This is a genomic window from Enterobacter sp. N18-03635 (assembly GCF_004006055.1).
Lineage (GTDB): Bacteria > Pseudomonadota > Gammaproteobacteria > Enterobacterales > Enterobacteriaceae > Enterobacter > Enterobacter vonholyi.
Window position 1 is genome coordinate 3,138,620 of record NZ_CP034769.1, and the last position, 15,769, is coordinate 3,154,388.

Annotated in this window: 9 protein-coding genes; 2 read left to right on the plus strand and 7 right to left on the minus strand. The window is 55.1% G+C overall.

Translation table 11 applies throughout. The features are described 5' to 3' along the window. Positions 1 to 131: 131 nt before the first annotated feature. The 5 genes from ELK40_RS15655 to ELK40_RS15675 all read right to left on the minus strand — a co-directional run bounded on the left by ELK40_RS15655 (position 132) and on the right by ELK40_RS15675 (position 5,914). Positions 132 to 1,775, minus strand: a complete 1,644-nt coding sequence (locus tag ELK40_RS15655) for a multidrug ABC transporter permease/ATP-binding protein (protein WP_127731750.1) — start codon at positions 1,773 to 1,775, stop codon at positions 132 to 134. Positions 1,776 to 1,844: 69 nt separating this feature from the next. Further along, complete coding sequence (gene alkB / locus ELK40_RS15660; RefSeq protein ID WP_127731752.1) at positions 1,845 to 2,501, minus strand: DNA oxidative demethylase AlkB; 657 nt, start codon at positions 2,499 to 2,501, stop codon at positions 1,845 to 1,847. Next, a complete protein-coding gene (gene ada / locus ELK40_RS15665; RefSeq protein ID WP_127731754.1) occupies positions 2,501 to 3,559 on the minus strand; it encodes a bifunctional DNA-binding transcriptional regulator/O6-methylguanine-DNA methyltransferase Ada in 1,059 nt (352 codons plus the stop codon). The genes alkB and ada overlap by 1 nt, the downstream gene beginning before the upstream one ends. A 72-nt stretch (positions 3,560 to 3,631) precedes the next feature. Continuing rightward, positions 3,632 to 4,687 (minus strand): FAD:protein FMN transferase ApbE, encoded by a 1,056-nt coding sequence (gene apbE, locus ELK40_RS15670; protein WP_115875874.1) that lies wholly within the window; start codon positions 4,685 to 4,687, stop codon positions 3,632 to 3,634. Positions 4,688 to 4,801: 114 nt separating this feature from the next. Beyond that, complete coding sequence (locus ELK40_RS15675; RefSeq protein WP_033146057.1) at positions 4,802 to 5,914, minus strand: porin OmpC; 1,113 nt, start codon at positions 5,912 to 5,914, stop codon at positions 4,802 to 4,804. Between the two features lie 743 nt (positions 5,915 to 6,657). Here ELK40_RS15675 and rcsD point away from each other — a divergent pair. Next, entirely contained in the window at positions 6,658 to 9,330 is a 2,673-nt protein-coding gene (rcsD, locus tag ELK40_RS15685; protein ID WP_111965291.1) for a phosphotransferase RcsD, read from the plus strand. A gap of 16 nt (positions 9,331 to 9,346) precedes the next feature. After that, positions 9,347 to 9,997, plus strand: a complete 651-nt coding sequence (gene rcsB / locus ELK40_RS15690) for a response regulator transcription factor RcsB (RefSeq protein WP_003859405.1) — start codon at positions 9,347 to 9,349, stop codon at positions 9,995 to 9,997. 88 nt (positions 9,998 to 10,085) lie between these two features. Here the strand turns inward: rcsB and rcsC are convergent, their stop codons facing one another. Together rcsC and gyrA are read right to left on the minus strand one after the other, a co-directional pair. Further along, positions 10,086 to 12,932, minus strand: a complete 2,847-nt coding sequence (gene rcsC / locus ELK40_RS15695) for a two-component system sensor histidine kinase RcsC (RefSeq protein WP_127731758.1) — start codon at positions 12,930 to 12,932, stop codon at positions 10,086 to 10,088. A 135-nt stretch (positions 12,933 to 13,067) separates the two neighbouring features. Further along, a complete protein-coding gene (gene gyrA, locus ELK40_RS15700; RefSeq protein WP_111965289.1) occupies positions 13,068 to 15,704 on the minus strand; it encodes a DNA topoisomerase (ATP-hydrolyzing) subunit A in 2,637 nt (878 codons plus the stop codon). Positions 15,705 to 15,769: the final 65 nt, after the last annotated feature.

A 15,769-nucleotide genomic window follows, 5' to 3' on the forward strand; every position in this document is an offset into this window, starting at 1 on the left:
AATGAGTTGGGGTTAAGCATAGCGCGGGGATATGTAAATAAGAATAAACAACGGGCCGGGATGGAGAAAAAAGCGGCATTACGGCCACGATCTCTCCCCTCTCCCTGTGGGAGAGGGTTAGGGTGAAGGCTTCAGGCCGTACGCGCCACCGCGTCACGCGATGCCGCATCGCGCTCTTCACCGGTCAGCTCGCTCAGCCTGCCGTCGCGCATCTCCAGCAGGCGGTCAGCATGAATGAAGTAGTGATCGTCGTGGCTGATGGCGAAAATGGTTTTGCCCATCTCCTGCATCAGCGGCAGCAGCACCTGATAAAATTCGCGGCGGAAATGCGGGTCCTGATCCGCTGCCCACTCGTCGAGCAGGATGATGTCACGCTCTTCCGCCAGCGCCAGCAGCAGCGCCACGCGCTTTTTCTGCCCTTTGGAAAGCTTCAGGTTGAGGATCTTCCCGTCCTGTAATTCCAGCTTGTGCGACATCTGCAGCTGCGCCAGCCATTTTTCCACCAGCGCCGGACTAGCCTGCTGCCCATCCGGCCCCAGCAGCCGATCGAACAGCCAAACGTCGGTGAACACCGCCGAGAAAAGCTTGCGGTAATCTTCAGGTTTCTCCGCGCTCAGCGCCCTGCCATCCAGCAAAATCTCGCCCGACTGCGGCTGATAAAGCCCGGTGAGCAGCATAGCCAGCGTCGATTTACCGCTGCCGTTGCCGCCAATCAGGAACAACAGCTCGCCGCGGCGGATCGTCAGGTTGATCGGCCCCACGGAGAAGGCGCTGTCCTGATAGCGGAACGTGACGTTACGTAGCTCGAGCGTCTGCCAGTTCGGGAAGGCCTGCGGGCGCGGAAATTCTGCCTGGAACGGCGCGAGATCGAATTTTTTGAGCTTATTAAAGGCCACCTGCGCACTCAGCAAGGTGGGCAACGCGCCGACCGCCGAGAGCAGCGGCGTGCGCAAAAACAGCAGCGTCAGTGAGTATGTTGCCGCTACGTTGGTGTCCGCCCAGCCCAGGCTGTTCGCCATCCAGAATACCAGGCCAATGGCACCCAGCATCATAATGTTTGACCAGTTCACCGCGCTCAGGTGGAAGGTATCAGCGCGAATAATGTGATGCCGGTATTCGCGCGCGTCCGGGATATAGAGATTGTTAAAGATATACTCGGCGCGCTCGCGGTTCAGGGTGAGTTCTTTACGCCCTTCCAGTACCGTCTGGTAATCGTTATAGAGCTTATCTTCGGTTTCGCGCAGCACCGCCATATGTTTATAGACGCGCGACACCAGCATAAAACCGCCCCAGATGGTGATGGCGATCCACAGTGCAGTCACCGCCAGCATTTTGGTGGAGAGCCAGGCGAGATAGGCCGCCGAGCCAAAGGTCAGAATGATCCCCTGCACCAGCTCCGGCAGACGAACGAACGCGATGGTAATGGCGCGCACGTCGCTGGTCAGCCCCGCCAGCAGGGAGGCGCTGCCGAGCTGCTCAACGCGCTCTATTTGGGTGTCCAGGATCCGCTTGATAAACTCACTGCGCAAACGAAAAACGAAATGGTGGCCAAGCGCGGTCAGCGCCAGCTGTGAGCCGAGCGTAACCGCCATCAACAGCAGCAGAAGGCCAAGAAACTCCGGCAATACGGAGAGCGAGGTGTCGACCATTTCTATCAACCGCACGTTAATAAACGCGATCAGGCCAATACCCAGCGCGGCGCTGGCAAGGCTTAACGCCATAACGGCGATGAAGGGCCAGCGATACTGACGCCAGACGAGGAGAAGTAGTTGCATGCAGGCAATCCGGACAATAAAAATCAGCCAGCAGTGTAAACTGCCCTGCGCGGACATCAAGAATAATTCTTATTTTAGTTTATTCATCCCCGCCTGACGGAAGGTCAGATTAAAGCGGTACTCACCCATGAGGGGGTGGACGCCGGGTTTCAACGGCTGAATGCCGTGATAATAAAGCCGCGATTCCCTGCCCCACACCACCACATCGCCATGTTCCAGCATGATGCGTTTGAGCGGATCGTTGCGGCGTAATCCCCCAAACTGGAAGACGGCGGGCAGACCTAACGATACCGAGACGATAGGCGCGCGCAGATCGGGTTCATCCTTATCCTGATGCAGCGAGAGCTTTGCGCCAACGGCATAGCGGTTAATCAGGCAGGCATCCGGCCGAAAGTCAGGATACTCGGCTGCCACGGCGGCCTCACGGCAAAGCGCCTGAAAAACCGCAGGCATCGGAGGCCAGGGCTGGCCGGTCGCAGGATCGTTCGGGGCATACAGATAGCCCCGCTCGTTCGTCGCCCAGCCCAGTTCGCCGCAGTTGGCCATGGCCACCGACATGGTGTAGCCGCCCGGCGTTACCATATGACGAAACGGTGAAACCGCTGTGACCTCTTCAATTCCGGCAAGCAACGCCTCCGCACGGGAGAGAGCAAAGCGACGCAGGATAACCGCCCCCGGCGCAAGCGGCTCCTGCCAGGGTTCAGCATCCGCAAAAAGATCGAGCATTATCCCTCCTGACGTTTCGCCTCACGTTTCAGTAATAGCGCTTTTCGCGCCGTCCCCCAGCGGTAGCCCGACAGCGCACCGTCGTTGCGAACCACGCGATGACAGGGGATCACAATCGCCAGCGTGTTTGCCGCACAGGCTCCGGCAACGGCGCGTACCGCCCTGGGCTGGCCAATCGCCTGCGCCACCTGCTGGTAGCTTGCCGTTTCGCCGCAGGGAATGTTGCGAAGTGCCTGCCAGACGCGCTGCTGGAAAGCAGTTCCACGAATATCCAGCGGCAGCGCAAGCGGTACGTCGCGATTATCAATACTGGCAATGACCTGGTGGATCCGCTGCACAAACGCGTCGTCCAGCGGCGCGTGCGTAGCTTTTGGAAATTGCGTGGCAAGCTCTGCGGTTACTTCAGCATCGGTGTCACCCAGCAGAATCGCGCAGATCCCCCGCTCGCTTTCGGCGACCAGACAGCGTCCCAACGAACAGTCATCGATGGCATACCGCACGGCCACCTCTCCTTTACGGTACTGCTTCGCCGTCATGCCTAATGCATCGTTGGCTTTACGATAATAGCTGCTGCTGTCGGGAAATCCCGCCGCCAGCACGGCGTCGGTAATTTTGTCTCCCTGCGCAAGCGCGGTGCGCAGACGCTGACCCCGCACCGCCAGCTGCCAGGCTTTTGGCGTCATGCCCGTCACCGACTTAAACAGGCGGTGGAAATGGAAAGGACTCATGGCAACCTGCTCCGCCAGCCTCTCCAGGGTTAACGCAGGATCCTGCTCCAGAAGCCGGCAGGCATGTTCCACTTTTTCCAGCTTCTGCGCCTGCGGATCGCGTTTGTCCGGCATGCAGCGCTTGCACGGGCGAAACCCTGCCTGAGCGGCATGCCGGGCATCAGGATAAAAACGAACATTTTTACGCAGCGCGTGGCGGGCGCGACATGACGGACGGCAGAAAATACCCGTTGTCTGCACGGCGAAGACAAACTGATCGTCAGCGAGCGGATCGCGGGCCAGCACGGCCTGCCAGCGATCCTCATCGGTAATTAAGGTTGGCTTTTTCATGATCGGCTCCTCGTATAAGCATATATAGAGCGTGCCTGAGCGCCACCGATAAAAAACCCGCAACCTTGCTTTTTAATTTTTGTCGCTGACCAGGAAACTGTTGAACTGCGGCGAGCTCCAGGTTTTAAACCCGTCGCCCTCTTTAACAATCATATAAACCGCCAGCCCTTCCTGACGGACCACCTCTTTAGCTTTTTCCGGGCCGAGAACCATTAACCCGGTATCCCAGGCATCCGCTTCCAGCGCGGTGGGGGCAATGACCGTCACTGAGACCAGATTATGCATGATGGGGCGCCCGGTCTGCGGATCGATAACATGTGAAATACGCTTCCCGTCAAGCTCGTAATAGTTACGATAGCTTCCGGATGTACTGATGCCATGTCCGTTGATATCCACTATCGCCTGCACGGCATTTTGCCGATCGGTTGGTTTTTGAATCGCTACGCGCCACGGCTTATCGCTAGCGTTCATGCCCCGGCTGACCAACGCGCCGCCAACCGAGACCAGATAACGGGAAATGCCTTCCTGCGCCATCAGTGCAGCAAGATGATCCGCCGCATAGCCTTCCCCGACCGTTGACAGATCGACAAACAGATCGGGAATATCTTTTTGCAGGTACTGCTGCCCGTACTGGTTGATCACCGTCAGATGCTGCAGCCCCGTTCGGGCGCGGGCGTCATCAATGGCCGCCTGTTCAGGCGTCTTCACCGGCTGTTTATTCGGGCCAAATCCCCAGAGGTTCACCAGAGGGCCGACGGTCACATCCATCGCCCCGTTAGTTTTGTAACCCACGCGTATGGATTCAGTCACGATATCGGCCATCGCCTCGCTCACCGGCCACAGAGAGGTACTGGTGGAGAGATTAAAGCGCATCAGCGCCGAGTCATTTTTATAGGTTGAGAGCAGCTGATCGTCGGCGTCCAGCTGCGCCTGAATTTTGCCGTGAAGCTCATCCGTGCGAGTTTTATCGAGGTTCATCACACTGACGCGCCAGAAGGTTCCCATCGTTTTGCCTTCGAGCACCGTCGCGGCGGGTGCGTCGGTTTTCGCCACGGGCGCGGGATCGTCACACGCGGTCAGGAAAAAAAGCATAGCCAGAAAGCTGGCGCGTAAAAAAGTCATGTCCATTCATTATTATCCTCATGCCAGGGCGGCAAGAGTACACCAAAACGGGTGAGTAGTGAGAATCGGGGAAGCACAAAAAAGGGGCCATCAGGCCCCTTACGTCACACGATAAAGCGATTAGAACTGGTAAACCAGGCCCAGCGCTACGATATCGTCAGTACCGATACCCGCCTGACGGGTGAATTCATTTTCATCAACCAGGTTGATTTTGTAATCCACATAGGTGGACATGTTTTTGTTGAAGTAGTAAGTCGCACCAACGTCAACATATTTCAGCAGATCCTGATCGCCGTAACCTTCGATGTCTTTGCCTTTAGACTGCAGGTAGGCCACGGATGGACGCAGACCGAAGTCGAACTGGTACTGAGCAACCACTTCGAAGTTCTGCGCTTTGTTAGCAAAACCGTAAGCGGTAGTCGGGCTGTCGCCATTAGAGGTACCGAAACGGGTTGCGTTGTAGGTCTGGGAGTACTGCGCTGCCAGATAGATGTTGTTGGCATCGTATTTCAGGCCACCAGAATAGACTTCTGCGTTATCGCCATGACCGTAAACGCTTGCACCGTTCTGATCGGCAGTACGTTTGGAGGAGGACATTGCGCCACCTACGCTGAAGCCTTCGCCCAGGTTATAGGTCACGGAAGCACCGTAGCCGTCGCCGTTCTGTTTCAGCAGGCTGCGTCCACCCACGTTTTCACCGCTTACGCTGCCGTTTTTACCCTGATACTGCAGAGCAAAGTTCAGACCATCCACCAGACCAAAGAAGTCCTGGTTACGATAGGTCGCAACGCCGTTTGCACGGGACTGCAGGAAGTTGTCTGCGCCGTAGGTATCGCCACCAAATTCTGGCAGAACGTCAGTCCAGGAGGTTACGTCGTAGATTACGCCGTAGTTACGACCGTAATCGAAAGAACCCGCGTCACCGAATTTCAGACCCGCGAACGCCACACGCGTCCAGGCATCATTTTCGCTTTCGGAGGTGTTGCCCTGGATCTGGTATTCCCACTGGCCGTAGCCGGTCAGCTGATCGTTAACCTGAGTTTCGCCCTTGAATCCGAGACGCATGTAGGTCTGGTCGCCGTCGGCACCCTTGTCGTCAGAGAAATAGTGCAGACCATCAACTTTACCGTACAGATCTAATTTGTTGCCATCTTTGTTATAAATTTCGGCCGCATTTGCTGCGCCTGCCACCAGGAGTGCTGGTACCAGGAGGGACAGTACTTTAACTTTCATTTTATTAACCCTCTGTTATATGCCTTATAATTGCCACTGCTTACTGGTTAACCCTCATTAACCAGTCGGCAATTTCATTCTCCGCAAAATTACAGAATAATCCAATGCGAATATGATACGAAAACTTTGAAGATGTTTCATTTATCTATCAACATGTTTCAAAATGTAAATACCAAGGAACTTTTACAAAGCACAAATAGCTTAGAAAATTAGCACTTATAATCAAACGAAAAATACACCACATATAAATCAATATCTTACAATAAAATCCGTTACAGCACTGAATGACAAAACAAGATCGCACCTAATCTCTAAAATAACTCTCGCTATCATCATTAACTTTATTTATTACCGTCATTCAATTTTGAATGTCTGTTTATCCCTAATTGAGCCGAATGCTTCGCATTCGGTTTTTTTTTACCTTTCTTTACGTAACTTCTCATTTTTTGTGCTACCGTTCCGAAATTGTAACGACTATTAACTAATTTCTCACCGGCTATCCTTCTCTGGCACACAAATGATATAGCGCTTAATTTCTTGTTAATTCGTGCTATTTGCTGGCTTAGCGCACTTATTATTTGTACGCGCACGGCGAGTTTGTACACGTTTATTGCTCCATCCACCGCCGATATTGTCCAGTGAAAAAGTCGCCACTTCCCGGACAGTGGCGCTGGAAATTCAGTTATTACCCTTTATACTGCCCTATCGCCACAGAGCACGACCACAACGGGTTAAAGATATCAATGAGTCAGACTGAAACCACCGCCCCGAGCAAATTCTCCCTCCTTCCCGGGAGCATCACCCGTTTCTTTCTTCTTTTGATCGTTGTGCTGTTAGTGACCATGGGGGTGATGGTACAAAGCGCGGTTAATGCATGGCTGAAGGATAAGAGCTATCAGGTCGTCGATATCACCCACGCCGTCCATAAGCGCATAGATACCTGGCGCTACGCCACATGGCAGATTTACGACAATATCGCGGCCGCGCCTGCCTCCTCGTCCGGAGATGGACTTCAGGAGACGCGGCTTAAGCAGGATGTCTATTACCTCGAAAAACCGCAGCGTAAAACCGAGGCGCTTATTTTTGGCTCTCACGACAGCGCGACGCTTGAGATGACGCAGCGTATTTCGACCTATCTGGATACCCTCTGGGGTGCCGAAACGGTGCCATGGTCGATGTATTATCTGAATGGTCAGGACAACAGCATGATCCTGATCTCTACGCTGCCGTTAAAAGATCTCTCTTCCGGTTTTAAAGAGACCACCGTGGGCAGCATCGTCGATTCCCGCCGGGCAGAGATGCTGCAACAGGCGAATGCGCTTGATGAACGTGAGAGCTTCTCTTCTCTGCGCCGTCTGGCATGGCAAAACGGTCATTATTTTACTCTGCGCACCACGTTCAACCAGCCAGGACATCTGGCGACGGTGGTCGCCTTCGATTTACCGATAAATGATTTAATCCCACCGGACATGCCGCTCGATAGCTTCCGTCTGGAGCCCGACAGCAGCACTCAAAACATGCGTGCGGCATCTGACAAAGAGGCCGCAGAGAGCGTATCGATCTCCTTTAACGGCTCGAAAATCGAAATTGCCTCATCCCTGAACTCGACCGGTATGCGTCTGGTGTGGCAGGTGCCGTTTGGCACGCTGCTGCTGGATACCCTGCAAAATATCCTGCTGCCTCTGCTGCTGAATATCGGTCTGCTGGCGCTGGCCCTGTTTGGGTACAGCACCTTCCGTTTCCAGTCGGGGCGTCAAAGCGACGCCTCTGCGGTTCCTGCCGGCACCAGCAATGAGCTGCGCGTATTACGCGCGCTGAATGAAGAGATTGTTTCCGTGCTGCCGCTTGGGGTCTTAGTTCACGACCAGGAAGCGAATCGTACGGTGATGAGCAACAAAATTGCCGACCATCTGCTGCCGCATCTTAACCTGCAGAATATCACCACCATGGCGGATCAGCACCAGGGGGTGATTCAGGCCACCATCAACAATGAACTGTACGAGATCCGCCAGTTCCGCAGCCAGGTGGCTCCACGCACGCAAATCTTCATCATCCGCGATCAGGATCGCGAAGTGCTGGTGAATAAAAAGCTCAAGCAGGCGCAAAGGCTGTATGAGAAAAACCAGCAGGGGCGCGCCGCATTTATGCAGAACATTGGCGATGCCTTCAAGCAGCCGTTAAAAACGCTGGCGACCCAGGCGGCGGCGTTAAATACGTCAGAAAGCCACCAGCTTGCCTGTCAGGCCGACTCGCTGGTCAGAATGGTTGATGAGATCCAGCTGGCGAACATGCTGGAGAATGATTTCTGGAAGGGAACGCCAAGCCTCTTCTCTATTCAGGCTCTGATTGATGAAGTGGTTCCGGAAGTCCTGCCCGTGATTAAGCGCAAAGGGCTGCAGCTGCTGATCAATAACAATCTCCCGGCAAATGACGAACGCCACGGCGATCGTGAAGCGTTGCGCCGCATACTGTTGATGATTATTCAATACGCGGTGACCACCACGCAGATCGGTAAAATCACCCTTGAAGTCAGTACGGAGGAGTCGGCAGAAGACCGCCTGACGTTCCGCATCCTGGACACCGGGGAAGGCGTCACCACGAGTGAAATTGATAATCTGCACTTCCCGTTCCTGAATGACACACAAAGCGATCGCTACGGCAAGGCAAATGCCCTTACCTTCTGGCTATGCGATCAGCTGGCGCGTAAGCTCGGCGGCCATCTCAATATCAAGGCCCGTGAATCCCTCGGCACCCGCTATTCTCTGCACGTGAAAATGGCCGCCAATCCGCAGGAAGAAGATGAAGAACGTCTGCTCGATGATGTCGTGGTGATGGTCGACGTTACGTCGAACGAGATCCGCAATATTGTCGTTCGCCAGTTAGAAAACTGGGGTGCGGCCTGCATCACGCCGGATGAAAGACTTGCAAGTCAAGAATTTGATCTGTTTTTAACTGATAATCCGTCTAATCTTACTGCCTCCGGCTTGCTTTTAAGCGATGATGAGTCAGGCGTGCGGAAAATCGGCCCTGGCCAGCTGCGCGTCAACTTTAATATAAGCAATGCGATGCAGGAAGCTGTACTACAACTAATAGAAGAGCAGCTGGCGCAGGAAGAGATAGCGGAATCCCCGCTTGGCGGTAATGAAAATGCCGAGCTTCACGCCAGCGGATACTATTCACTCTTTGTTGATACAGTACCAGATGATGTTAAGCGGTTGTATACTGAGTCCGCTGCGAATGATTTTGCAGCGCTGGCACAGACAGCACACCGGCTTAAAGGGGTGTTTGCCATGCTTAATCTGGTTCCCGGCAAGCAGTTATGTGAAACGCTGGAACATCTAATTCGTGAGAAAGATGCCTCTGGCATTGAAAAATACATCAGCGACATTGACGCCTACGTCAAAAGCTTGCTGTAGCAAGGTAGCCTTATACATGAACAATATGAACGTAATTATTGCCGATGACCATCCGATTGTACTGTTCGGTATTCGCAAATCACTTGAACAGATCGAGTGGGTGAATGTAGTCGGTGAATTTGAAGACTCTACAGCACTGATCAATAACCTCCCAAAGCTTGATGCACACGTGCTCATTACCGACCTCTCCATGCCTGGAGACAAATACGGTGATGGGATCACGCTCATCAAATATATTAAACGCCACTTCCCGGATATCTCGATCATTGTTCTGACCATGAACAACAACCCGGCGATCCTGAGCGCGGTACTGGATCTGGACATCGAAGGGATTGTGCTGAAACAGGGCGCACCGACCGATCTGCCAAAAGCGCTCGCAGCGCTGCAGAAAGGCAAGAAGTTCACGCCTGAAAGCGTTTCTCGTCTGCTGGAAAAAATCAGCGCGGGTGGCTACGGTGACAAACGCCTGTCTCCGAAAGAGAGTGAAGTTCTGCGCCTGTTCGCAGAAGGCTTCCTGGTGACCGAGATTGCCAAGAAGCTGAACCGCAGTATTAAAACCATCAGCAGCCAGAAGAAATCAGCGATGATGAAGCTGGGCGTGGACAACGATATTGCACTGCTGAACTATCTCTCCTCCGTCACGCTGAGCGCAACGGACAAGGATTGATTCCGACGGGTGTGCGGCCTGATGCCCTCACCCCATCCCTCTTCCCCGGGAGAGGGTAAAAAACATAAAAGGCCCTTGCGGGCCTTTTTTATATTCTGGTTTTTCTCACGCGCTCCGCGTAAATCGACAAGGTCTGCTTAAGCACGTCCAGCGTCACCGGTTTGGACAGACAGCTGTCCATCCCTGACTCCAGACAGCGCTGCTTTTCTTCCGCCAGCGCGTTCGCCGTTACGCCCACCACCGGCAACGTCAGGCCAAGCTGCCGGATGCGCTGCGTCAGACGGTAGCCGTCCATGTTAGGCATGTTGACGTCACTCAGCACGATATCAATATGATTCTTACTCAGCACGTTCAGCGCATCCACGCCGTCATTGGCGGTTTTGCACTGATAGCCCAGCGATCCAAGCTGGTCAGCCAGCAGGCGACGGTTAATTGGATGGTCATCCACCACCAGAATCATCATATCGTCATTCACCGACGCCAGAGACTCCGGTGACGGCAATCCGCCCGCGCCGTCGCTCTCTTCCAGTTCCACTTTGTAGATACGCGCCAGCAGGCTCAACAGCTCGTGCGGGGTTGCGACACTGTGTACCCATTCTCCTGGCGCACGCTCAACCGGGATACCGATGTGGCGACGGCAGAAGAGCACTGACCCTCTCCCCTGCCACGGCAGCTCCAGCATCTCGTCGGCGATCAGCACATCGTCCACGTCCGGCGTTTGACCTTCATAACGGCACACCCTCACGCCGCTGTGGGTAAGCAGCGCCGTCAGATAGTCATTCAGCGAGGCGTTATGCACCGCCAGCCAGCAGCGCTTGTCGCTCAGCCCGTCTACCGTGGCTTTTGCCGGATACTGCGCCGAATAAAGCGGAATGCGGATGGTGAACTGGCTGCCCATGCCGGGCTCGGTATCCACGGAGATATCGCCGTCCATCATGCTGACGAGCTTCTCACAAATCGCCAGCCCCAGTCCGGTTCCCTGGAAGTTACGCTGCACGCCGGTCCCGACCTGGAAGAACGGGTCGAACAGACGAACCACCTCCTTCGCCGGAATGCCGACCCCCGTGTCGCGCACGCGAATGCTCAGGTAATCCCCCGCCCGGCAGACGTGCAACACAATACAGCCGGTATCGGTGAATTTGATGGCGTTGCTGAGCAGGTTGGAGATGACCTGCTGCAGGCGCATCGGATCGCCGTGCAGCGTCAGCGGCACGTCCGGTTCGATAAAGCAGTAGAGTCCCAGCTGTTTACGCACGACCAGCGGCAGATAGTTGGCGCTGATGTGGTTCATCACCTCGCGCGGTGAGAATTCCCGCGGCTCAATTTTCAGCTGCTCAGACTCAATTTTAGAGAAGTCGAGAATATCGCTAATGATTTTCAGCAGCAGGCTGGAGGAGTTGTTCATCGCCGTCACCAGTCTGTCGACTCCTTTCGGCAATTCCTTCGTCTGCAGCAGATCGAGGTTACCGATAATCCCGTACAGCGGCGTACGCAGCTCGTGGCTTACGGTCGCAAGGAACATGGATTTCGACTGACTCGCCTGCTCTGCGGCCTGCGCCATCTCCTGTAACGACTCTTCCATTTTCACGCGGGCGGAAACATCCACCAGCACGCAAATCGCCACGTTTTCATTGCGATAGCGGGAGTGCACGAAGCTAATCTGCAGATTGGTGTGCGTACTGGTCAACACGTCGACGAAGTTAACCTGCTGGCCGCAGATAATTTGCGTCAGCCTCTGCCGGTCTTCATGCGTCAGCATGTTCAGGTAGTTATGCGCCAGTTCATTACTCAGGATGTTGGTTCCGTCCTGGGTACGCAGAATACAGATCCCCACCGGCGCCGAGGCGACAATCTTGCGGTTAAACTGCTCGTGTTCCTCGAGCCGCTGGGCGTCGCTTTCTGCGGGAATAAAGATTTTCCGCTCATACATGCGCGCCAGCGTGAACAGCGCGCCCCCCGCCAGCAGGTTCAGCAGAATCGCATTCATGATAAGAATGCGTATCCGCTCAAGCACCATATCCACCGGCAGCGAATAGACGATACTCAGCGACGAAGGCGGCAGGCTCTTCTTCAGGACCAGCTCGCGGAAACCCGAGGTATAGCCAAACCACGACCGCTCCTGCATCCAGTGCGGTTCGACGTTTAGACGGTTATCGGGCCCGGCAAGGGAGATCAGCTGATGACCATTTTCATCCAGAATGGTCACCCCCATGGGCAGGCTGCCCGGGGTGAAGAAGTTCTCCATGCGAATGGTCTGCTCAATCCCCATCAGCGCCTGCAGGCGATTGCCCAGATAGACCGGCGTCAGGGCGTAAAAATACCCCACGCCCGGGCGCGGGCCCTGGCTCACCCAGAAGATGTTATTCCCGCGCTCGTCCTGCGGCGCATTGCGGTATTTCACAATACGTTCATGCAGGCTTTTCAGCGCATCATCACGCTCAACGGGCACATCGCGCAGGCCAAAGTCAGCCATGCAAAGATTCTCGCTGCCAATCAGGAAGACGCGGTTCAGGTCATAGGCGGCGGAGAAATTGTCGCGCCAGTAGCGCATAAACCAGGCAAGGGATTCCAGCGACCCGCGCCAGGTATTGCTCATGGTGGAGCAATCGGAATCCGGGAACAGCGGCTGGAAGTCCGGGACCTCGGTTTTGTCATCACGCCCGCGAAGCGCAAGGATGCCGTTTTCCGCCGTCAGACGATTTTCGGCAATATACTTTAGCTCCTTCATGACGTCAGACGTTCGCTGAATGTAGCGCTGGGCCTGGTCGGAGCTTAAGTTAAACTCCTGGCGGATCTCCGCTTCTTTCTGGTGCAGGGCGTTAACGATGTAAAACACCGAGAACAGGGCCACCAGCAGCCAAAGCAGGAGCGCCAGCGCCCGAAACAGATAGCGAGAGACTTTCAGCGTAGTACGAAAGGAGACGAGGTATTTCAAGGGGGCGAGGCTCCGCCGTCGGGGTCAAAAGAATGTGGTTAAGGTAGCGGTAAACGCGCCAGGTCGCAACGTTCACTTATCTGCTAATGCAAAAGAAAAGGGCCGGAATCCGGCCCTTTTTTGCATCAGGAGACATTACTCGTCAGCGTCATCCGCTACGTCATCGTCGGTGTCGGCTTCCGGCGCGATATCATCATCGCCTTCCGCAACGCTGCCGTCGATGGAGTCGAGCTCTTCGTCATCCACCGGCTCGGCAACGCGCTGCAGACCCACCACGTTTTCATCTTCCGCTGTACGGATGAGGATCACGCCCTGGGTGTTACGACCCACCACGCTGATCTCAGACACGCGGGTACGCACCAGCGTACCGGCATCGGTGATCATCATGATCTGGTCCGCATCATCCACCTGCACCGCGCCGACAACGGAACCGTTGCGCTCGGTCACCTTGATGGAGATAACGCCCTGCGTACCGCGAGACTTGGTTGGGTATTCCCCTTCCGCCGTACGTTTACCGTAACCATTCTGCGTCACGGTCAGGATAGCCCCTTCACCGCGCGGAATAATCAGAGAAACAACGCTGTCTTCGCCAGCCAGCTTGATACCACGCACGCCCGTCGCGGTACGGCCCATTGCACGGACGGCGTCTTCTTTGAAGCGCACCACTTTACCGGCCGCAGAGAACAGCATGACTTCATCAGATCCCGAGGTCAGATCCACGCCAATCAGCTCGTCGCCTTCGTTCAGGTTCACGGCGATAATACCGGCAGAACGCGGACGGCTGAATTCGGTCAGCGCGGTTTTCTTCACGGTACCGCTGGCGGTCGCCATAAAGACGTTCACGCCCTCTTCGTACTCGCGTACCGGTAGAATAGCGGTGATACGTTCGTTCGCTTCCAGCGGCAGCAGGTTAACGATTGGACGACCACGCGCGCCGCGGCTTGCTTCCGGCAGCTGATAGACTTTCATCCAGTACAGACGACCGCGGCTGGAGAAGCAGAGGATCGTGTCGTGGGTGTTCGCCACCAGTAGGCGGTCAATAAAGTCTTCTTCTTTAATACGTGCTGCAGATTTACCTTTACCGCCACGACGCTGTGCTTCGTAGTCCGTTAACGGCTGATACTTCACGTAGCCCTGGTGAGACAGGGTCACAACAACGTCTTCCTGGTTGATCAGGTCTTCGATGTTGATGTCCGCGCTGTTGGCGGTGATTTCGGTGCGGCGCTCGTCGCCGAACTGATCGCGGACCAGCTCCAGCTCTTCGCGGATCACTTCCATCAGGCGCTCTGCGCTGCCCAGAATGTGCAGCAGCTCAGCAATCTGTTCCAGCAGCTCTTTGTATTCGTCGAGCAGTTTTTCATGCTCAAGGCCGGTCAGTTTCTGCAGTCGCAGATCCAGAATCGCCTGGGCCTGCTGTTCCGTCAGGTAGTACTGACCGTCACGCACGCCGAATTCAGGCTCCAGCCACTCAGGACGCGCTGCGTCATCGCCCGCACGTTCCAGCATCGCGGCGACGTTGCCCAGATCCCACGGACGGGAAATCAGCGCGGTTTTCGCTTCTGCCGGGGTTGGCGCACGACGGATCAGTTCGATGATCGGGTCGATGTTGGCCAGCGCAACCGCCAGCGCTTCAAGGATGTGCGCACGATCGCGCGCTTTGCGCAGTTCGAAGATGGTACGACGGGTCACCACTTCACGGCGGTGACGGACGAACGCGCTCAGGATCTCTTTCAGGTTCATGATCTTCGGCTGACCATGGTGCAGCGCAACCATGTTGATACCGAAGGAGACCTGAAGCTGAGTCTGGGAGTACAGGTTGTTCAGGACAACCTCACCCACCGCGTCGCGTTTGATCTCAATCACGATGCGCATACCGTCTTTGTCAGACTCGTCACGCAGCGCGCTGATGCCTTCAACACGTTTTTCTTTTACCAGCTCGGCGATTTTTTCAATCAGACGCGCTTTGTTCACCTGATACGGGATCTCGTGAACAATAATGGTTTCACGGCCGGTTTTAGCGTCCGCTTCCACTTCGGCGCGGGCACGGATGTAAATCTTGCCGCGGCCGGTACGGTACGCTTCTTCAATACCGCGACGACCGTTGATGATCGCCGCCGTCGGGAAGTCCGGGCCCGGAATGTGTGTCATCAGCCCTTCAATGCTGATGTCTTCATCGTCGATATAGGCCAGACAGCCGTTGATCACTTCCGTGATGTTGTGCGGCGGAATGTTGGTTGCCATACCGACCGCGATACCGGAAGAACCGTTAACCAACAGGTTCGGGATCTTGGTTGGCATCACATCTGGGATGCGCTCGGTGCCGTCGTAGTTATCGACGAAATCAACGGTCTCTTTTTCCAGGTCGGCCATCAGCTCATGAGCGATTTTCGACATACGGATTTCCGTATAACGCATCGCCGCAGCGGAGTCGCCGTCGACTGAACCAAAGTTACCCTGACCATCTACCAGCATGTAGCGCAAGGAGAATGGCTGCGCCATACGAACGATGGTGTCATAAACGGCGGTATCACCATGCGGGTGATATTTACCGATGACGTCACCGACGACGCGGGCAGATTTTTTATAGGCTTTATTCCAGTCATTGCCCAATACGTTCATGGCGTATAGTACGCGACGGTGTACCGGCTTCAGGCCATCGCGGACGTCCGGCAGCGCACGGCCAACAATGACCGACATCGCATAGTCCAGATAGGAGCTCTTCAGCTCTTCCTCGATGTTAACCGGTGTAATTTCTCTCGCAAGGTCGCTCATCTAACCGCTATCCCTCTACTGTATCCCGGATTCAAAGGTCGCAAATTATAACACAGCCGAGGTGA